This is a genomic window from Streptomyces agglomeratus (assembly GCF_001746415.1).
GTDB lineage: Bacteria > Actinomycetota > Actinomycetes > Streptomycetales > Streptomycetaceae > Streptomyces > Streptomyces agglomeratus.
Genome location: NZ_MEHJ01000001.1, coordinates 166,924 through 186,210, shown reverse-complemented (window position 1 = coordinate 186,210; position 19,287 = coordinate 166,924). Strand labels below are relative to the sequence as shown.

At 66.1% G+C, this 19,287-nt stretch carries 11 protein-coding genes and 4 pseudogenes; 5 read left to right on the top strand and 10 right to left on the bottom strand.

What is annotated here, in order from left to right:
- Positions 1–609: 609 nt before the first annotated feature.
- The 4 genes and pseudogenes from AS594_RS00835 to AS594_RS44345 all read right to left on the bottom strand — a co-directional run bounded on the left by AS594_RS00835 (position 610) and on the right by AS594_RS44345 (position 5,102).
- Positions 610–1,680 carry a hypothetical protein gene (locus AS594_RS00835; protein ID WP_141746903.1) on the bottom strand — a complete coding sequence of 357 codons (1,071 nt, stop codon included), beginning with the start codon at positions 1,678–1,680 and terminating at the stop codon, positions 610–612.
- 103 nt (positions 1,681–1,783) lie between these two features.
- Positions 1,784–2,520, bottom strand: a pseudogene (locus AS594_RS00830) (transposase family protein).
- 128 nt (positions 2,521–2,648) lie between these two features.
- Positions 2,649–4,085 carry an IS1380 family transposase gene (locus AS594_RS00825; protein ID WP_079148677.1) on the bottom strand — a complete coding sequence of 479 codons (1,437 nt, stop codon included), beginning with the start codon at positions 4,083–4,085 and terminating at the stop codon, positions 2,649–2,651.
- 645 nt (positions 4,086–4,730) lie between these two features.
- Entirely contained in the window at positions 4,731–5,102 is a 372-nt protein-coding gene (locus tag AS594_RS44345) for a hypothetical protein (RefSeq protein WP_069925171.1), read from the bottom strand.
- A gap of 153 nt (positions 5,103–5,255) precedes the next feature.
- Between AS594_RS44345 and AS594_RS00815 the strand changes: the two genes are divergently transcribed.
- The gene (locus AS594_RS00815) at positions 5,256–5,762 is read left to right on the top strand and encodes a hypothetical protein (RefSeq protein WP_069933678.1); all 507 of its coding nucleotides are present in this window, start codon (positions 5,256–5,258) and stop codon (positions 5,760–5,762) included.
- A gap of 122 nt (positions 5,763–5,884) precedes the next feature.
- Here AS594_RS00815 and AS594_RS47805 read toward each other — a convergent pair.
- Positions 5,885–6,649, bottom strand: a pseudogene (locus tag AS594_RS47805) (IS630 family transposase); the annotation flags it as partial.
- A gap of 267 nt (positions 6,650–6,916) precedes the next feature.
- Between AS594_RS47805 and AS594_RS00810 the strand changes: the two are divergent.
- Positions 6,917–9,379 (top strand): SpoIIE family protein phosphatase, encoded by a 2,463-nt coding sequence (locus AS594_RS00810; RefSeq protein WP_240508877.1) that lies wholly within the window; start codon positions 6,917–6,919, stop codon positions 9,377–9,379.
- Between the two features lie 975 nt (positions 9,380–10,354).
- Here AS594_RS00810 and AS594_RS42615 read toward each other — a convergent pair.
- A pseudogene (locus tag AS594_RS42615) lies at positions 10,355–10,456 on the bottom strand (IMP dehydrogenase); the annotation flags it as partial.
- Positions 10,457–10,753: 297 nt separating this feature from the next.
- On the opposite strand from AS594_RS42615, the gene AS594_RS40495 reads away from it, so the two are divergent.
- Positions 10,754–11,929: a GTPase gene (locus AS594_RS40495; RefSeq protein WP_167367958.1), complete on the top strand. Its 1,176-nt coding sequence runs from the start codon at positions 10,754–10,756 to the stop codon at positions 11,927–11,929.
- Positions 11,930–12,280: 351 nt separating this feature from the next.
- On the opposite strand, the gene AS594_RS00805 is transcribed toward AS594_RS40495, so the two are convergent.
- Positions 12,281–12,799, bottom strand: coding sequence for a site-specific integrase (locus tag AS594_RS00805; protein WP_079148384.1), 519 nt, complete (start codon positions 12,797–12,799; stop codon positions 12,281–12,283).
- 952 nt (positions 12,800–13,751) lie between these two features.
- Between AS594_RS00805 and AS594_RS00800 the strand changes: the two genes are divergently transcribed.
- Together AS594_RS00800 and AS594_RS00795 are read left to right on the top strand one after the other, a co-directional pair.
- The gene (locus AS594_RS00800; RefSeq protein ID WP_206281699.1) at positions 13,752–15,638 is read left to right on the top strand and encodes a hypothetical protein; all 1,887 of its coding nucleotides are present in this window, start codon (positions 13,752–13,754) and stop codon (positions 15,636–15,638) included.
- A gap of 23 nt (positions 15,639–15,661) precedes the next feature.
- A complete protein-coding gene (locus tag AS594_RS00795; RefSeq protein ID WP_069925168.1) occupies positions 15,662–17,941 on the top strand; it encodes a hypothetical protein in 2,280 nt (759 codons plus the stop codon).
- Positions 17,942–18,126: 185 nt separating this feature from the next.
- Here AS594_RS00795 and AS594_RS45770 read toward each other — a convergent pair.
- The 3 genes and pseudogenes from AS594_RS45770 to AS594_RS00785 all read right to left on the bottom strand — a co-directional run.
- A pseudogene (locus AS594_RS45770) lies at positions 18,127–18,315 on the bottom strand (phage holin family protein); the annotation flags it as partial.
- On the bottom strand, positions 18,228–18,608 hold the full coding sequence (locus AS594_RS47800) for a DUF1508 domain-containing protein (RefSeq protein WP_079148386.1): 381 nt from the start codon (positions 18,606–18,608) through the stop codon (positions 18,228–18,230). The gene AS594_RS47800 and the pseudogene AS594_RS45770, both read right to left, overlap by 88 nt.
- A 106-nt stretch (positions 18,609–18,714) precedes the next feature.
- Positions 18,715–19,263: a phosphatase PAP2 family protein gene (locus AS594_RS00785; protein ID WP_069925167.1), complete on the bottom strand. Its 549-nt coding sequence runs from the start codon at positions 19,261–19,263 to the stop codon at positions 18,715–18,717.
- Positions 19,264–19,287: the final 24 nt, after the last annotated feature.

Here is a 19,287-nt window from a genome sequence, read left to right as displayed (position 1 = left end):
GCGCGGTCGACGGTGCGGGCCTGGCCGATGGCGAGCCGGGCGTGCAGCAGTGAGGCGATGTGCGGGTCCTGGCGGGGTGCGCCGGGTGTCGAGGGCGGCCCGGGTGATTTGCACGGCCTCGCGGTGGCGGCACGTGATGTGAGCGCGGCTCGTGATGTTCTGACTGTGGGGCGGGACGAGGGCCAACAGGGTGCCGGTCCAGGCAGCGTGCGACGAACAGCCGGGCTCTTCGCGTAGTGGAGGCGAACACTATGGCGATATCGCGTGCTGTCGTCGATGCTGAGGATAGGTGTGGAGGGGATAACGGTAGGTGCACGTCGGCAGCGTCCCGGCCGTGGCGGGTGGGTCACCAGAGGTGGCGCCTGCTCGACGGGGCACTGTACGTCACGGGCAACCCGTGGACGGAAGCGTGGCGGACCTACGGGGGGACGGGCATGACGACGACCGAGCCACCGGACGAGAGACGGGATGATCCGCAGCCGGGTGGTGCCGGCGGCACCCTCGCGGAGCCAGCTTCACAACAGGCCGTTACAAGCTGCAAACGTCTGCGTCACCATCGACCCGGGCCGGCCGACTGCCCTGGTGATCACGCGACTGCTTTGGGGGGCTCTACTTCTTCGTCGGGCGCATGTAAGTGCGGGATACCCGTGTTCCCGGGTGGGTCACGGTGAATTCGAGGATGTCCCCGCCGCCCTGTGCGCGGTAGATGCAGTACTTGTCCTGGCGGAACCAGTCGCCAACGGCAAGGTCCGCTTCTGCGGGGCCCACGGTGTAGCTGCCGTTTACCAGCTTGCTGTAGGAGCGGGACCACTTCTTGCTGGTCTTCACGCTCAGTCCGGTCTCGATCGTAGTGCTGACGCTTGCGCTGAATCCCTTGATGCCGAAACTCGCTTCAGCGGTGACGCTGAGATTAAGCGTCCGGTCCACGTCCGCGGCGGCTTCTTCTGTGGTGCCCTCGGTGGTGGACCAGGAATGAACCTCGGTATTGAGGGCGGGGTGCACCCTCCATTGGACTTTGTTCCAACTGGACCAGCGGCGAATGATGTAGTAAGGGCTATGTTGCCCCTGCCATTGGGCGTCGTGCCCGTGATCGTCGGCGATAAGGAAGTAAGGTACGGCGACTTCGCCTGCGATCTGCCAGGGAGTGTTTTCGGGCGGATCGGAGTAGTCGGTCAACTCGGGGGCTGCAAGCCGGGGAGGCTCCATCCTGCCCAGTTTTGCCACCTCGGGAAAGCCGCCGGGCTGTTCATCGAAGTAGAAGGTTGTCGCGTCCTTGCGGTCGTCCACGAATTGAATCGTCGCGCCGTCCGATTGGGCGTATTGTGCATGTGCACGATTCCATAGAATGCAGCCGCCGTTCTCCGTTGACTGCTCAACGCGCCAGATGCCGCCCTCCCTGTAATCGTCCGGGATGTCGCCGACGGGGAAATCCCGGATCTGCTTGTCAGGGTCGGCCCACATGATGTGGCCAGGGAGAGACGCGAACATGACGTTATTGCCATCGAGGGGGCACTTGGCCACGGAGGCGAGGATGAGGCAAGAATCAGCCTCATCGGTCCAGTGGATGACATATTTACCGGACACTTCCGGGTCCATGTAGCTTCCGTACCAGTATGTCGCGACCCCTTCGAGCTGCTGCGTCCTGAGTGTGTAGATGTTGCCGATCTTCGGCAATGCCATGAACGCCTCCGTATGCTGGTCGCTACTTCCGTAGGCCGCTGTCTCTGTCACGGCGAGTCGACTCGTGTGTGACTGCCCGAGGGCGCCAGTGGAATTCACAGATTTACAGACACCACCTGAACGAGTGATCGAAATCAAGCCACTGAGGCTTTTCCATCATCGACCTGAGCTGGTCAGTGGTCGAACAGCGGAGTTTGCGTAGGAACCGCCAGGATTTGAGGGTGGCCATGGCCTGCTCGACGAGTGCGCGGATCTTCGCGTGGGAGCGGTTCACCGCCTGCTGACCAGTGGAAAGGGTTTCCCGCCGACCCCAGGGGTACGGACCGCGCAGCCGGCACTCCCGATAGCCTTTGTCGGCCCAGCGCGTGATGTCGGCCTCGCCAGGGGCGTCGATGATGCCGTGTTCGCGGGCCGCGCGGACGTCGTGGACGGCGCCGGGCGGGGCCGGTGATGCCCACGGCAGTCGGCCGAAGGGATCGGCGTGGACCTGCACGTTCATCCCGTGCCTCTTGTGCTTGCCGGAGCAGAAGGGCCAGTCCGCAACGACGCGGTCGATCGGCAGGAGCGTGCCGGCCAGGAGCAGGTACGCCTTCGTCGACGCGGTGCGGCCGGTGTCGGCCAGGCTGGGTGCGAGGGCGGCCAGGAGGCCGACTGCCTCCGTGACGTAACGGTTTGCGGTCGTGGTTCCGACGCCGAATCTGGCCGCGAGCTGGGTGTAGGAATGCCCCCCCGCAGGTGGGCGAGGGTGAGGAGGGCCTGGCGGCCGGCGCTCAGCCGCCGCCAGCGGGAGCCGATCACACGGCGGTGGTGCCCTAACCTCGGCGTTTCGGTTGGGGTGATGAGACGTCGCTGATCGTCTGCTGCCAGATGGGCGAGGTGACTTCGGTTGCTTGAGCATGGCGGAGTCCCGGCGCGGTGGTCGGGTTCTCCAAGGTCTTTCGGGTCGTGGGTGGTCAGGGGTTTGCTGGTCAGCCGGCGGGACGGGGCAGTGCGGCAAGGCGGTTGAAAGCCGCGGCCAGTTCGTGTCTCCAGGGCCAGGTCTGTGATATCCGCAAGCGCAGTCGCCGACCGCCCCGGGTGAGGCGGGCGGCGACGTGCAGCAGCCGGTAGCGGAGCTTCTTCGGCTCGGCAGCCGCCAGCTCCCCGTCCAACAGCAGGACGCGCATCCAGGCCAGCAGGTCGATCGCCCCGAGGCTGAGTTCGAGCCAGGCCGCGTTGATCGCGAAGTGGCGGGAGGGGAAGCGGCCGAAGCCGGTGGTCTTGCCGCACCGGATGTGGTCCTCGACGGTGGCATGCCCGCGGTGACGGACCTCCAGGAACTGGGCGGAACCACCACCGGAGTAGGGAGTGTCGGTGAGAAACACCTGGTGCCGCAGGCCCTCGTCCTGGTCGAACAGGGACAGCTGGGCCCCGGGGTGCGGCCGCTCGCGGCGCACGATGATGCGCGTGCTGGCCGGATAACCGGTCAGCTCGACCATCCCGGTCAGCTCGGCGACCTCGGCGCCGGCACGGAGCGAGCCGTCCTGGTCCAGGGCGGGATGCCAGAGACGGTCGGGCATGGCCCGGATCGCGTGGCGGACAGGCTCGGTGACCGCGTATCCGACTGAGAAGAACGTACGGATTCCTCGTTTCCGCGCATCTCGGACGTGGGTGAGGAAGGCCTTCGCGGATCCGGCGCTGTCGGTGCGGACAAGGATGTCAGTGCCGTGCCGGTGGGCGTCGGGGATCTGCGCGAGTGCCTGGTCGAGCACCGTGATGTGGTCGCTCGCGGTGTTGGCGCCGGCGTTTCCGGGCCGCAGCCGGCCGGACAATCCCTCTCCGGTGTTCGCGAGGAAGCACAGCAGCGGGTGGAATCCGAAGCTGCCCTTGTAGGTGGGTGCGGCCTGGTCCTTCTCGGAATGGCAGGCGACCAGCGTGGCGTCGAGGTCCAGGACCAGCCCGGGCAGCACGCGTCCCGCGGCCCGGACTGCGGGTATGTCCTCACCTTGCTCAACGGCTTGCAGCCAGGCGACTTCCCGGGCCTGGGCACGGGCCGAGCGCAGAGCGGTCAGTGTCCTCTCGTCGGTGTCGGCGAGCAGTCGCCAGGCCGTCGGTGTCGAGGCGACGGGACCGAACACCTCGCCCTGGTCCCGCAGTACTGCCAGGTCCGCGATGGCCTCGCCTCCGTCGGCGAGCATCACCGCCAGGTCGGTGGCGATCCGGCCCGGATCGTGTCCGGTCCCGCGCGGCCGAAGCGGCCTGAGAGCGGCGGAGTACGCGGCGGTCAGCCCGGTGGCATCAGCGAGATCCGCCAGCAACCGCGCCCCGGCATGCCCGACCACCCCCGAACCATCGGCGCTGACATGGACCTTGGGACGCAACCCGATAGCCTGCACGTAGAAAGTGCCCTCCGCTTGGACCGACAGAACCCCTCAGCAAGGTTCATCGTTCCAGGTCAGGAAGGCACTTTCGCGTTTCCGCCTCACCAGCTGCCGTACCCAACCGAAACGGCGAGGCTAACTCCTAAGCGAGGAAGCGAAGCAGCAGAGAAGGACACGTCGATGCCGGACGGGTACACAAGCACGTGAAGCCTCTGGCGGAGACGGTTCTCTTGGTCGAAAACGCATCTACCAGGGGCTTCACCATGTTGCCAGCCCGACTACCAAGCTCCGCCATCAGGTTGGAAAGGGCTCAATGTCGCGGGCGTATCGGTCGGCTTCGAAATGCTGCCAGCCGTTGAGTAGCTCAAACGGTGCTGAGTCAGGTGGCAGGGCCTGTACGAAGCGGTGGAGGAAGGGCGTAGGCATGGTCGCCGCCGATTGTGGAGGCAGCCTCGACGAGGGACCCACCTCATCGCCCTCCAGGCCTTAAGGCCCCGGCAGAAGGTCCGGATGCCCGGCCCGAGCGCGGCAAGCTCCTTCGCCTCGTCCCGGGAGCGAGGTGGCATCAGGACGCGTGCGCGCTGCTCGACCAGCCTGCGAGCATCGGGCTCGATTTGCGTAGTACAAGCTGGCGGCCGCCAGGAGGTGGAGCCTGGGCCGGTGCTCGTTCTCGACATTCACCGCGCTTTATTAGGCGGCGTAGCAGATCAGCGCTTTCGGCCGGCCGGGCGTGGGCGACGGCCATGCGTACGACGTCCTCCCACTGGTCGTCGTGGGCATTGTGGACCCGTCCCGGCGCGGCAACTGCCGGTCACCCTCGACATGCCCGGCAAGGTCGCCGACTTCCTCCGCGCGGCCGACCTGGAGCCCGCTGAGCGCGCCGCGCTCGACCAGGGGATGACCGTACGGCGCGGCCAGGGATACACCCTGCGCGTCAGTGCCGTCCTCTCCGTGCACCGCCAGCTCCTCGCCCGCTGCCATTCGCTCGACGGCGGCCCAGGGCGTCCCGGCGGTCCCGGCCCAGCGCAAAGCCCGCCGCGAGTACGAGAACCGGGTCAGCACGCTCGTGCCGCCCGGACCATGATCGTTCTCGCTGATGGCCGCTGTACCCCCATGTTCCCCGAGGCCGTAAGCGCCCGACTCCGTGGAGCCTCTTCGGGTGACTCTGTGGCGCGTGTTGGTGTCTTAGGCCCGTAGCGCCGCCAAGGTGGCTGCATGGACTTCGAAGTGGACACTGATGATCTCCCTGCCCCGCGACGTGCCGTGCCCGAGGGCGTGCGGCTTGCGCGGTGGCTCACGGCCAGCGTCGGAAATCTCCAGATGCGGCGAGCGACAGTCGTACTCGGCTTTTACCGGGACGGGTACTGGCTCCGTCGGTTTGTTCACGACCCTGCCCTCAGCGGCAGCATCGAGCAGCCGGTCGACCCCCAGGTGTGGCAGCTCGTCAACGGCCGGTACAGCGTGCCCGCCTCCCCGGTCCGCACCGAGGACTCAGCATCAGTCAACTGGGACCGGGTCCTAGCCCTCCTCGGCTCACCGGACGCCCTCGACGATGACGACCTGGAGTCCGGTGCCATGGGGCCGCACCTCGCCGCACTGGAGATCGCCGCGTCCCTGGCCGTCGGCTACCCAGTCGACCTGTGCCGGGCCGCCCGGGTACTGCCCGCAGCGGACTGGCGAAACCTGTTCAGTCGCATCGTGAGCGCCGCTGACTACGTGTAACGACAGCCGGGCGCAGATGGATTGGTTGATGGACCGCGCGGCCTCGCTACGCGCCGCCTGGAGCAGCGAGCTTGATCCCGGCTTCCGGCCCCGGGCGGTGCTCGCTGCCGCCTGACCGGCGGTGTCCCGCAGTTGTCCCAGATGAGGACGATCTGTCCGCCGAGCTGCTGGTGGGCGGCGATGAGGAGGTCGCGGTACTCGGTCCAGGCGAAGCTCTTGCGCCCTCGCTTCTGTGATCGGCATGGCGTTTGGGGCGGTAGATCAGGCGGGAGCGTTCGCCCGGTTTGTAGCAGCACAAGGCAGCGATCGAGTAGCGACGCTGAGAACGGCCGCGGACCCGGATGACCGGTGTGCTTCCGCGTTTGGCCCAGGTGCGGGAGGTCGGCGGCGTCATCGAGAATCCTGCTTTGTCTTCGAAGACGAGCCAGGCCCCGCACGCCGCCGCGAGCCTTTTACCCGGGGCCATACCTCCTTCTTCCACAGCTCCACCGCGTGCTCGTCACGCTCCAGTGCTCTGCGGGCGGGTGCCTGCCAGGACCAGCCGTGCCGTTTCAGTAGCCGCCACACCGTCGCCACCGACAGGCTCACTCGCAGCCGACCGTGCGTCGCCGGGCCTTTGCCGAGTTCCTCCTCCAGCACGGCGAACTGAGCGTCGGTGATGGTCGGCGAGTTCGCCGGACCCGCGGAACGCAGACCCTCCATGCCACCCTCGCGCCAGGCACGGCGCCAGCGTTCGACCGACCGACCGACCGCACGCTCACTCGCAGGTCCTTCGCGATCACCGCGGTCTTCTCACCCGCCGCGAACCGTTGTCCGGCCTGAAGCCGGATCCCCTCACGAAACACCCGACGCTCAGCGGTCAGGCCCCCACCCTCCGAATACCTCACCTCACCGGCATACCGCAGGGATCATGAACCGTCACTACCCCACGACGACACGAAAACCCCAGTAGGGAGGCGGGGACCTTCCGTAGACGTCAACAGGTGCCCGCCGAAAGAGAGACGCGGTGGCCCACAGGCCCCAGTGAGGGCGGGGGATACTTGAGCTTCCCCGCTTGGTGTTCACGTGGAGGAGCTGCGTCTGCGAGCGGTGCGTCACCCTGGGTTGTCGCTGCGGCCGGGCCGACCTGCGCTGGATCCGCGCACACTGGAAGCATGCACGGAATGACCGTCGGCGAGACGGCGGAGCGTGAGGATCTACTCGCTGCAGCCGTCGTCGAAGCCGTCGAAGGAACCAGTGCCTACGCGGGGAGCGTCTTTCTCCGCTCCCGCGATCGTCGGTCAGTCGTGCTCGCCGCGACGTGTGGGGTGCCGCCCTCCCTGCTCGGTGGCTGGCGCCTCATTCCGGTGAACAGTCCCATCCCGATTGCCGCGGCGTACAGCTCCGGGCGCACTGTCCACCTGGCCGACGCAGAGGAGACGATGCGCCGGTATCCCCAGCTCGCGGTGGCTCTCCCGTACGCCTTCGGCTCCTGCTCCGTGCCGGTGGGCACAGGCAGGGAGACCTTCGGATCCCTGGCGATCGTCTGGGCGGCATCCCCCGGCAGCGAAGGGCTGTCCAAGGCCCAGCGCCGCCACCTGCGGAGCGTCGCCAACCGACTTGGTGACTCCCTGTCCGCACTCCGCGCCCGTACCGGCAAGCCTGTGGAATGCGACCCGGGAACGATTGCCGTCGAGACCCCGGCCCCCTCGGCAGCGGCCGTGAGGGTCGGCTTGTTCCAATGGGACTCTGCCTCTGGCGCCTGCGTCGTGGACGACGAGCTCTGCGCGATCTTCGGTCTCGACCCGCGTGCTTTCGACGGACGAGCCGAAACGCTAGCTTCTTGCCTCCACCCCGGCGATCTTGCCGCTTTCCGGTCCTGCGCCCGAGAGGCAGCCATGGAAGGCCGAACCAGCAGACGCCTGCGGTTGCGGGACTACGAGCACGGCGGCGAGGGGTACCGCACCGTCGAGTTGTGGGGCCGCGTACCGAAGGCTGACGACATGCGGGCACGTACCCACCTGGTCGGCGCGGTCGTGGACGCCCGCGCCGGCCAGGTGGCCGTCGCAGCGGTCGAGCGGCTGCGGGACGGACTGTTCTCCCTCGCCCCCGACGGGCGGGTCACCTACGTCAACCACAGCGCTTTGCAGCTATTGGGGGTTTCCGCCGACGAATTGCTGGGCCATTTCCTCTGGGACGTACTGCCGTGGCTGTCCGATCCCGACATCGAGTACCGGCACCGGTCCGCGATGATCTCCCAGGCGCCGGCCTCCTTCGTGGCCTGCCGCTCCCCAGACCGGTGGCTCGCCTTCTCCCTCCACCCGGAGGCGGACGGGGTGACCGCCCGCGTCGTGCCTGTCGGTCAACCGCCCCCAGCATCGACACCACCCGCCTCCCCGCCCGAGACAGCGACCGCCACCGCACCGGCACGCCTGGGCGTCATGTATCACGTCCTGCAGCTGGGCAGCGCTCTGACCGAGGCGGTCACCGCCCACCAAGTCTGTGAAGTCGTCGCCGACCAGCTCCTGCCTGCCTTCGGAGGCCAGCGGCTGGCAATCTATGTGGTCCGCGACGGAACGATGCACCTGCTCTTTCACACCGGCGGCCACGAAGACTTCCTCGAATGGCTGGAGGGCGTACCGCTGCACGCCCGCCTGCCCGGTACGGAGACCCTGACGTCCGGCACTCCGCTCTTCATCGAGTCGCAACAGGCTCTTTCCCGGGGCTACCCGGGCATCCCCACGGGCGAGGTGAGCTCCTGGGCGTATCTGCCACTGATCGCTTCCAGCCACCCTGTCGGCACCTGCGTCCTCGGCTTTGACGAGATCCATCCATTCACGGAAAAGGACCGCGGCGTCCTGACCGCTCTCGCCGGGCTGATCGCCCAGGCTCTGGAACGAGCGCGGCTGTACGACTCGGAGTTCGCCCTCGCGCGCGGCCTCCAGCAGGCGCTCCTGCCGCACCGGCTCCCGATAGTCCCGGGCATCCATACCGTGGTGCGCTATCTGCCCGGCACCAGCGGAATGGACATCGGCGGCGACTGGTACGACGTCATCCCCACCGACAGCGGAGTCTGTCTCGTCATCGGAGACGTGGAGGGGCACAGCATCGCCGCCGCGGCCACCATGGCCCAGTTGCGCAGCGCGGTACGGGCCTTCGCGGCCGTAGGGCATACGCCCAGCGATGCGATGGCGGGCGTCAACCGAACTCTATTCGACCTCGACCCCGGGCTGCTGGCCAGCTGCTGCTACATCCACCTCGAAGCACACAGCCACCACGCCTACGCCGTCACCGCCGGCCACCCCCCACCCCTGCTCCGCCGTCCCGACGGGACGACCGATGCCCTTGACCTGGACATCGGACCGTTCCTCGGCGTGGAGCGTGCGAGCACTTATCCCGAAACCCGGATCGCCCTCCCGCCGGGGTCCGTCCTCGCCCTCTACACCGACGGCCTGATCGAGGAACCCGGAACCGACATCGACGTGGGCATCGACCGCCTGCGGGCATCCCTGGCCCACGCCCATGCGGACACACTGGACGAACTCGCCGACCGGCTTCTGCACAACGCTCGTCGCTCCTCCTACCGGGCCGACGACATCGCCCTGCTGCTCACCGCGATCCGGTCACCACGCCCTTGATGACACAACGGGCCATCCAGGCTCTACGGCACCAGCTGGGACGGACAGACGGGGTCGAACATCTTCAGGATCCAATGGGTCCGTTCGGCCTGCGGCTTGGTCATGATCCACACCGTAGGGCGGTATCCGATCGGAAACCAGCCCCCGGCCCACGTTCTCGCATATGGAAGCGAAGAGCAGCAGGATCCTCGTGTTCGGGTCGGGCGGACGGGTGAGCCGGGCGGCCGTGGCGGAGGCCAGCGCCGGGGCCACGAGGTCACGACACAGGGCGGGCCGACGGGGACGTGACGGACCCATCGACCGTGGCGCGGCTCGCGGGCGGTCACGACGCGGCGATCCTCGCCGTATACGACCCCGGCATGCGCCCCGGCGACAGTCGGGGGTCCTGCAGGCGCCGGTGCTAGTCCTCCGGTCAGCCAGGCATCATCCGCCAGTATGAGTTGAGACGAAACCGACTGTGCCGTGGCGCCCGAGTGCGCCTACTTCGTTGATCGGGACGCGACAAAGCTAAACGAGACGTTCATCACAGGGGCCGGGCCCTGTGGGGGTGGGTTGCCCGGGTTTGTCGGATCACCGGACAGTGAGCGGCAGCCGCCCCGAAATGCGCAACCCGCACAGGAGGCCACTTGTGATCGAAGCGCCTCGCGATGCTTGCCATTCAATTTCGCTTTTGATTTTGCATGAGTAAAACGCGATGCATTGCGCGAAATCCTGGCCGTCTCCGGGTTTTGAGTGGACCGCGTGGTCGTCATCGGCCATAACGCTCCGTGTCGATGGCGCGACGGTCGGTCGGAGAAGTACTGTCCCGGCACCGGTATTCGAACCGGCGAACAGACAGGCCCTGGCGTCAGGGGTCCAATCCGTGCCAGGGCCTGTCACTCACTCTGCGACTCCGACAGAAAGGACTGGGAAAATGTCTTCCGGTCGTCGTCTGGACCAGTGCCACAAATGGCTGCTGGCCTCTCGAATTGAACGTTCCTTGATCTTCGCCACGCCGGCCTCGCCGCGTTCCTCGACGACGTCGGTCGCGCCGTAGAACCGGGCCAGCTTCCGTCGCTCGGGGTGGCGGGACATCGCCGGAGTGCACCGCTCGCAAAGCCCGGGGGTTGTCGTAGGGGCGCACGGGGGCGTGCGAGAGACAATCCGCACGCCGGTGACAGGTAGAGGTAGTCCAGGTACTTTTCGGGTCGGCGGCCAAAAAACTGCGCGCCAGCAGGGGGATCCGACGCATTGGCCATTTGCACCTCCGGTGACGGTCAGGTTTTGGTGATGCGCGGATTATATCCGGGATCAAACATTTGGGGTGGGGACGTGCCTGAAAACCCAGACGATGAACTGCGGAATCTGGACGATACTCTTAACAAATTGCTGTCCATGCTGGATATCCTTCCGGAACCTGCTCGCACCCGGGTTCAAGAAGAGATATCGCAACTGCTAGCCATGCTCCAGGAGCGGCGCAATCCCCGCGTCATGATGGTGGGCAGGCGCGGCGCTGGGAAATCAGCATTGACGAACGCCCTACTCGGCGCGCAGGTGAGAAAAACGGGGGTTGGCGCAACGACCGGTAAGGCGCAATGGGAGGTATGTTCTGTCGCCGGTAGGGAAATCGAGCTTCTTGACACTCGCGGCGTTCAGGAAGGATCCAAGCCGGTCGAAGACGACCCTGCAGCTTCTGCAGAAGAATCGCTACTGACAGCCGTTCGAGACAAGTGCCCGGATATCATCCTTTTCCTTGTCAAGGCAACGGAGGTCGATTCCGCAATCACTGGGGACTTGGCAGCCCTCGAATTGGTTCATCGCGAAGCCTGCCGCGTTCACAAAACAGAAGTGAAGGTGGTCCCGGTACTAACACACTGCGACGAACTTCCTCCCGGAGACGTCAGGTTCCCACCCCACGACAGCGAGGACGAGGAGAAGATGGAAAATGTGCGCAGGGCATGCATGATTCTCGCTCGGCACTTAAAAGCTAGTACGTACCTATCGGCTAATGTGGCATGCGAGGCGGTTCCCACGTCGGCACTCATGATCTTCGATGACGCCGGCAATATCAACCACCGTCGGGATTATCGCTGGAATATCGACACCCTGGCTCTCAGGATGCAGGAAATCCTTCCGGATGCAGCTCAGCTTGCCTTCGTTCGTCTGGCACAATTCCGCGTGGTGCAAAAGCGTGCGGCGAGGACGGTAGTAGGGATGGTTGCAGCTGTGTGTGGCGTCATCGGTATTCAGCCAATACCGTTTGCGGACTTGCCCTTCATCGCAGCACTGCAAGCCGTGATGATCGTCGTGATCGCGTACATTTCCGGGAAGGAGATATCGCTTGCGTCGGCTCGAGAATTGCTCACAGGTCTAGGAGTAAATGTCGGAGCTGGGCTGGCGTTCCGGGAGATTTCTAGGGCGCTTGTGAAGCTGTTGCCCATGGCAGGAAACGTGGTCTCCGGTGCGGTGGCCACGGCCGGGACGAAGGCTCTTGGCGAAGCCGCCATACTCTACTTCATCGACAAGAAGCCGTTGAGTGCCGCCCGGCGGCGATTTGAATCAGGAGATTAAGACCGCCCCCTGCGACTGCGGTTGCTTTCCCCTTAGAGCTGGCAACACGATCATGATCGGTGTTTCGGCGTCTCCAGTAGATGAGGCTGCAAGCGAGGGATACGAAGGCGTCGTGGAGTTCGGTTCGGCGTTCCCAGCAGACGGCGAGGTTGGTGGAGCAGGGCGAAGGTCTGCGGGCGCCCTTGCGTGAGCCATGGCGTAAACAGCAGCGGAGTGCACCCTCTCGGACCTGGCTGGCGGTGACTGCCATCGCGTCGTCCCAGGGCCGTAGCCGGAGCACGTCCAACACGGCCGTCCACGACGTCCGGCCCGGCTCCACAGCGGCAAGGAAGGAGTAGGGCCAACCGGGGATCATTGGCGGGCGTACCGCTCCAAGGAGCGCACGGAGGCGTGACGGGAGCGGGCCAGCAGCATCGGGGTGGAGGTGCCGCCCTCCGCGTCGTGCGTGAGCGCGGAGTGCCGCAGCCGGTGCAGGGTCCAGCCGTCCAGGTCCTCAATGTCCTCGGGCGAGGCGAGCGGGTTGGCCAGCCGCCGGGTGTTCTCCTCGAAGATCTCCTCGGCCCGCCGGTAGGAGAGCCGGGCCCGGCCGGTCTCCAGGCACACGTCGAGCGTCGGCGTTCCGGCTGGGGCCTTGCGGTCGGTGAGGAACAGCGGGCCGCGGGTGCGGCGGGCGATCAGTCGGGGCGAGCCGGGCGGTGCCGGACTGCCAGTGAACCCACTCCGCCGCCCGCCCTTGGCAGTGATCTTCCCGCGCTTGTCCTGTGGGTACAGGTCTTCCACGTTCAGGCACAGCACCTCGTCGGCGCGGGCTGCCGACTCGTAGAGCATCTTCCAGAACGTCTTCTCCCGTAGGGCGAGTCCAAGCGCCATAGGGCGGCGATCTGGTTCTCGGCTAGGGCCTTGGCGCGGTCCGGCGGTGCTGGCCGCCGCTCGATGCCGATCGTCGGGTCACTGTCAATCCAGCCCTGGCGCTGCCACCAGCCGATCGCCTTGCGCGCGATGGACAACTCCCGGTGCTCGGCCAGCACTTCCGGCAGCGCCGGATCGTCGATCGCGGCGACGGGGAAGACGGGCGGCTTCGCGCCCCGGCGGGCCGTACTCTACCGGTCGGCGCCGCCCCGCCGGCGAGCATCCACCCCCACGTCGTCAGCGAGATCCGGTAGATCCGCGCGATGCCCGCACCGGTGAGGTACCGCTCGACCGCCGCGGTGTACGACGAGGGCGGGGCGGGCAGGGGCACCACCCGGGCGCGCGGCAGCCGGAGCGCGCCCCCACTCCCGGACTCGGTCATTGGTTCGATCGTTACGTCCGTCCACCCTTCCAGTCCTGCCGCAATTAATGCGTACACCTCGCCCCGGCGGCTGGAGTGGCCCGCCGCAGGTCGCGATGATCACCGTAGAGGCCCTGCCGCAGTAGATCCGGCATTTACCGTGACAGAGGCTTCATTGAAGGGCAGCGATACGGAATGCACTCAAGGGGGAGAACGAAGTGACCGATCGGTAGGCATGCACACGCATAGCGTTATACCGCTTCCTTCGGCTACCTTGCTCATCACGGGACAGACCGTGATGGATGTCGGCACGTTGTGTGCCAATGAAGTGCGTGCTGCCGGCGGTCGGGGGGGGCGATGGCAGGATCCGACGAGCGGCGAGTGATGCTGAGGGACTGGTGGACGGTCCCGGCGGTTCCCGAAGGAACTCTCCGTCAGGTCTATGGTGAGCGGACCCCTGATCCCCGTGTTGAGTTCGTTGGATTGACGGTCCAGTATTACGTCCGCGCCCACGCGACCCGCTGGCTCACACGTGAGCGCGTACTCGAGGCCATGCGCAACCGCATCACCTCCGCCAACGTCTGGGACCTGGTATCCCTGCTGGCCAAGCTCGGCATAGCGGAGGAGTTTTTTGACCTCGCGGCGGTGGACGTCGATCGTGACGGTGCCTTCCGCCGATTCCTGCTGACTCTTGATCCTGTGCTCTTGGACGCCATCCGGCACTACTCTGCCTGGAATGCCATCAACCCCAAGCTCTTCTTTGAGGGGTTTGTCGTCGGAGTTGCTGACTCCTTCGCGACGGTTGTCGTCGACCTGGGCAGGCTCGTGCAGCTCATCGTCCGCCTGCAGCAAGAGCAGTTCCGCACCTTGTTCCTGCTCTCCACTGACCCGGCTGCCGGCGTATTGAGGATCGATCGGCAGGCATTGGTCGTCCGGCAGGCGTTCAGCGGCGTCGTAGCCTCGCTCAACCCCGCAGCCGTCCCAGACAAGGTACTGGGGGTCTGGCGTGGCTGGGAGCAGGAGTTCGAGCGGCATCTGGAAAACCTCGACCCCTTCGAGGCCGGCAGGCTGCTCGGGCGCATCGCCGGTGACTTGTGGCAATTGCTCACCGGGATTGCGGCGCTGGTAAAACTCCTGCGGGTTACCGCGCGAGCCGCTGCCCGCTACGTGCCCTTGCTCCTGCAGACCGTCCGGGGGGTCGCTGCCCAAGGGCGACTCGTTGTCCGCGAACTGGCCGCGCTCCTTGTCGCGCTCGGCAAAGCTGCCGTGGAGGGAGCGCCGCGAGTCGGGATGGAATTCCTGCGCACCCTGTTCCCACCGGAGGTACTGCGGCCGCTGATCCAGCAGGGCCGAGCCCTGCTGGTCCACGGCGACCTGAGCCTGGCGGTAGTGTTCCAGGCGGCTCACGCGGAGGCTTTTGCCGGAGCAGGCGCCGGGACACGGTTCGGCGTGCTGGTGAGCCGGGAGAACAAGCCTCTGTTCATGGCAGCGATGTCCGAGACCGTGTCATCGGCAGGTCGGCAGGCCACACGGGCGGAGCTAGACGAGGCGCTTGATGCGATCCTTGTAGGTCTCGATGACTTCTTGGCCGAGGCGAAGGCCCCCACCCTTATGAACGATGCCTCGGCCGCCGCCGTCAAGGCAGCACGGGCGGCGCAGCTCGAACAGCGGCTGAGCACTCACCTCAACAGGCGGTTGCAAGAGGTGGCCTACGGCGCCTTCCTGGACCTCCGCAAGGCAGGCCGGGTCAATCCGCGGGAGCTTGGCCAGCTTGTCCACCAACGGATGGCAGCGGAAGTGGGGCAGCTGATTGCGCAGGGTCCACCCGGGCTGAAGGTGTTCACCGAGCGGAGCCTGCGGACCACGATCGAGGCATTGCGCGCCTCCAGCCCCGAATTCGAGGCGGCACTCAAGGGGGCAGGCGGAGCGCTGGATCGTACGGTCGCACAGATGCTTTTGGACCGACCAGACCGCGATGTCCTGCTCAAGCTGATCGGCTTCGAGGCCAACGCGGCAGCAGACACAGAGAAGGCATTGGCGAGTCACCTCAGCAAACAGTTCGGCTGGAAGGCGAGCACCACAGTCGGCGACCTCCAATCCGATCTCCTCCTTGTCGACCCCGCCACGCGCCGGGTGACAAACATCGACTGGACGTCCTCCACCAAACTCGACGCGCATGAGCGCGCCTGGGGCAAGGTCGTCGATGACCTGGGCAAGGACTTCGACGGCAACTGGGAAGCCATCGCCCAGGCGTACCAGCAAGCGCTGGGTGACGGCCCACCGGCCGAGGTCCTCCGTCACTTGGAGCACCTCACCAGGCACGCGGTGCGCGAGACCGTCGTCCGCCAGGCCGCGCTGCGCTCCGTTTTCGGCGAGACGTGGTTCGTGCTGTCGCACGAAATGCTCTACAAGGGTCTGAACTCGCTCTTCAAGAAATGATGCGCAAGCCAGGGAGGCAGGCTATGGGGGAAATCGTGGTCGCGTCGGTCGACACGAGCGCACTCGGCTTCACGCCGGCATTTTCCGACCGATACGTGTATTCCAACTACTTCGTACCCGTCCTCATCACCTTCGACGACGGCGTAACACCGATCCTGCCCTTTTACACGAAGCAGTCCCTCCTGGAGGCCCTGCGATACGGCGGATACGGCGGACTGGACAGCGATGTGCTGCCGCACATCCTCAAGGACCTTGGGTGGAGCCGCCTGTGGCAGGCCAACAACATGGACGCTGCGCAGGAGACCCTTCCGACCACCGATCCTACGATGGGCGAACGAGTGCCGCCGGATCACCGGCCAACTCTCCTCGGCGGGCAGGAAACCGAGTTCGTGGCCGGGTTGCTGCAGTCCGATCTGGGGTTCGCCTTCCTAGATCGCACATGCATCCGGCCTGTCGGATTCGCGCTGGGGGAGCATGTCTACTCCCTCGCGCTGGCCCCGGGCGAGGAAGTTGTGCTGGAGCAGAAGACCTACACCAAGCGCCAGCTCACACTGGAGGAACAGAACGAGACGGAACGACAGTTCGACATCGAACTGACGAGCACCCTCAGCACCGAAATCCAGGAGGGCTTCGAGCGACAGCGCTCCCTCACCGACAGCTGGGGGCTCAACGCCAGCCACACGGGCCAATACGAGAGCCCGCAGTTCTTCTGGGGAAAGTTCAACGCCAGCCACACCGTGGGCTACACCAAGAATGTCACCGAGGCACACCAGGAGAGCAGCCGACGCACGGTAAAGGACAGCCAGACGGCCAGCTCCAAGGTGGCCGCCCGCTACCGCACCCAGCACAAGACGGACTTCAAGCTCGTCACCGAGGAAGGCTTGGAGACGACATCGAAGCGCACGGTGCGCAACCCCAACCGGGCAACCCCCATCACCTTGCACTACTTCAAAGTGCTGCAGCGCCTCGAACTGCGACAAGAGCGCTACGGCGCACGATTGTGCTGGGCCCCGAGCGTCAAGGATCCCGCGCAGACGTTCTTCGACAAGATCCGCAAGGGCCGCGAGGCCATCATGGCGAAGGCCATCGCCGGCCTGCCTCCTGTCCCCCAGGAACCGAAGAAGACCGAACCGGCTGGCGGGCCGACCCCGACGGCCCCCGCCACCCGAGTCTTTCCCTCTGCCGTTGCAACGGCGGATAAATGGGGCTTCACCGGCGATATGCGCGCCGATTATGACATCGACATCCCCTACGACGGCGCCCTCGAGTGGGACGGCGACCGTGCCTTCATCGAGGACAACCTCGCCATCATCACCCGCCGGCCACTCGACACGATCAGCCGATGGGTCGTCGGAACGCCCTACCTCACCGCCGCAGACGGTGCCTCGGTGCTAAGGGTGCGCGTACACATCGGGGCGCCCCCATGGATGGGGGGCCCGGGTATCGAGCTACAGGTGAAGGCGCGCTTCCGCGAGAAGCCGACGATCGTGCAGCAGGTGGGCGAGGACACGAAATACAACGACGACCTCGCAACTTACCGAACGGCTCTTAAGGAATGGACCGACAAACGCGACGCTGCTATCGAGACGGCTCGCCAAGCCGGAGACGCCTTCGAACTGCAGCTCAAGCGGGGCCTGAATCCGGTGAACGAGATGGTGTCACAGATCATTGAGCAGCACTTCCCCGCGAGCGTACGCGACGAGTGCTGGGAGATCGACTACTGGCAGCGTATCTTCGACTGGGAACGGGCCTCGTTTGTGGCCTACCCGAGCTGGTGGTCCACCGGGGCGACACGTGATCCCGAACTGGACCCGTCGGATTTCATCAACGCCAGCTGGGCCAAGATCTATCTCCCAGTGCGTGCTGGCATGGAATTGCTGGCCCTACGCTGGATCTACGGAAAGGCCGTCGTCAAGCAGCTGAGTCCAGAGATTGAGGCATCGTTCGAAAAGCTCGTCGAGGAGCTGCGAACATTCCGAGGCGACATCATCGGCGACCCGGACGAAGTACCCGAGCTGACCGCTGAGTGCCAAGAAACCCCTGCCCCCGTCCGCTGCCTTGCGAAGTGGTCGGAACTCATGCCAACAGACGGCACGCACGTCGAGATCGTGCAGGGCGTGACGAGCGCCGCCGACCCCGTTACCACGCAGGAGATCGAGGACGCCCAAGCCATGAGGCAGGCACTCCTCGCCGGTGAACAGCAGGCGGCCAAGCTCAAGGACCGTGCCTACGATCGCATGACCGAGCCCGCTGACATCGAGGTCCACATCGGCTCGATACAGTCGGGAACCAACCAGAACTGAAGCACCCTCGTTCTGCGGCACGCGGAGGGCACACCGGCGTGGGGAGCGCACGGAGTGCGCCTTTCATCCGTGGTTCAGGCGGCCTGCCCAAGGCCCCCAGTGGGCAGGTCCTGCTCGTGCAGCGGGGTGAAGTCAACATCAAGCTTCGGATCGTACGCCTTGGGTTCGACGCCAAGTTCGTGGGTGATGCCGATCAGGCCGGCTCCGCCGAACAGGCCGCCGCCGATGCCGAACCGTTTGCCCTTCTGCTGCATCTCGGCCTGCGCGAGCTGCAGCTCCTGCCGCATCAGCTGGGAGATCTGCTCCGAGGCCTGCTTGACCAGTTCCCCGACTGGCTCCTTGGCCTCGGGGCTCTGACGCGGCGGGGGGTCCATGGACGTGCTCGTAGTCCTACCTGCCTTTCCATGCTCAGCCGAGGCACGGTCGTACACGCGCCCAGGCGTGACTGGCGACGGCCGCGGCCGGGGATGTTAGCTTCCCTTGCCGGCGTCGGGGGTGACGTCGTGGACGGGGGCGTTGGCGTTGCGTTTGACCGAGTCGATACCGCCCAGGCAGGCGCGGTGGGTTCGTAGTGCTCGCTGGTGGCGATGACCTGCCCGTTGGTGGCGATCAGTACGAAGTGGTAGCCCTTTGCGGGCTGGTGCCGGACCTCAAACCGCGCTGCCATGACGCCTGCCTTCCATTCGTGTCCGCGTACGGGGGTTTGTGGTTGCCCGGCGCGTACCCGAGCTCCGCCATGCCATGCGGTTGTCCGCCAGCCCTCCACCGGGCGGTCACAGCAGCTTGCGGAGCAGCAGTCGGGGCGTCCGGTGCACAAGCCAGGCGCTGGCCAGGCCGATGACGGCGCCGGCCGCGACGTCGCTGGGGTAGTGCGCCCCGCTGTGGACGCGTTCGACGGCCACCATCGCGGCGGGCACCGCGGCCGCCGTGCCCCACCACGGCGAGACCACGGCGACGGCGGCGGTGAAACCGACAGCCGCCGCGGTGTGCCCCGACGGGAAGGACGAGGAGTCCGGCCGGTCCTCGACATCGTCGTGCGGAATCATGTCCGCTGGCGGCCTGCGCCGCTCGTACAGCTGCTTGCACCCGGCGTTTCCGATCACCTGCGCGCTCAGCATCCCGGCAACGCCCGCCACCGCGGCTCTGCGCTCCCTGTGCCCACCTGCGGCGGCCATGACAACGGCGATACCCCACCAGAGCTTCGTCTTCTCCGCCGCGGACTCCACCGCCGGCAGCACCTGCCGGACCCAGGGGGAGTCCCAGGAGGCGGCCCGGCGGGTCAGCTGCCGGTCGACGCGACGCAAATCATGAAGAAGATGCATGACCTGCTGGTTCCCCTCACCCGG

Coding starts and splice junctions, on each gene's coding strand:
- AS594_RS00835 (WP_141746903.1), bottom strand. CDS start 1,680: ATGGCATTGCCGAAGATCGGCAACATCTACACACTCAGGACGCAGCAG.
- AS594_RS00815 (WP_069933678.1), top strand. CDS start 5,256: ATGGACTTCGAAGTGGACACTGATGATCTCCCTGCCCCGCGACGTGCC.
- AS594_RS00810 (WP_240508877.1), top strand. CDS start 6,917: ATGCACGGAATGACCGTCGGCGAGACGGCGGAGCGTGAGGATCTACTC.
- AS594_RS40495 (WP_167367958.1), top strand. CDS start 10,754: ATGCTGGATATCCTTCCGGAACCTGCTCGCACCCGGGTTCAAGAAGAG.
- AS594_RS00805 (WP_079148384.1), bottom strand. CDS start 12,799: ATGGCGCTTGGACTCGCCCTACGGGAGAAGACGTTCTGGAAGATGCTC.
- AS594_RS00800 (WP_206281699.1), top strand. CDS start 13,752: ATGCGCAACCGCATCACCTCCGCCAACGTCTGGGACCTGGTATCCCTG.
- AS594_RS00795 (WP_069925168.1), top strand. CDS start 15,662: ATGGGGGAAATCGTGGTCGCGTCGGTCGACACGAGCGCACTCGGCTTC.
- AS594_RS47800 (WP_079148386.1), bottom strand. CDS start 18,608: ATGGCAGCGCGGTTTGAGGTCCGGCACCAGCCCGCAAAGGGCTACCAC.
- AS594_RS00785 (WP_069925167.1), bottom strand. CDS start 19,263: ATGCATCTTCTTCATGATTTGCGTCGCGTCGACCGGCAGCTGACCCGC.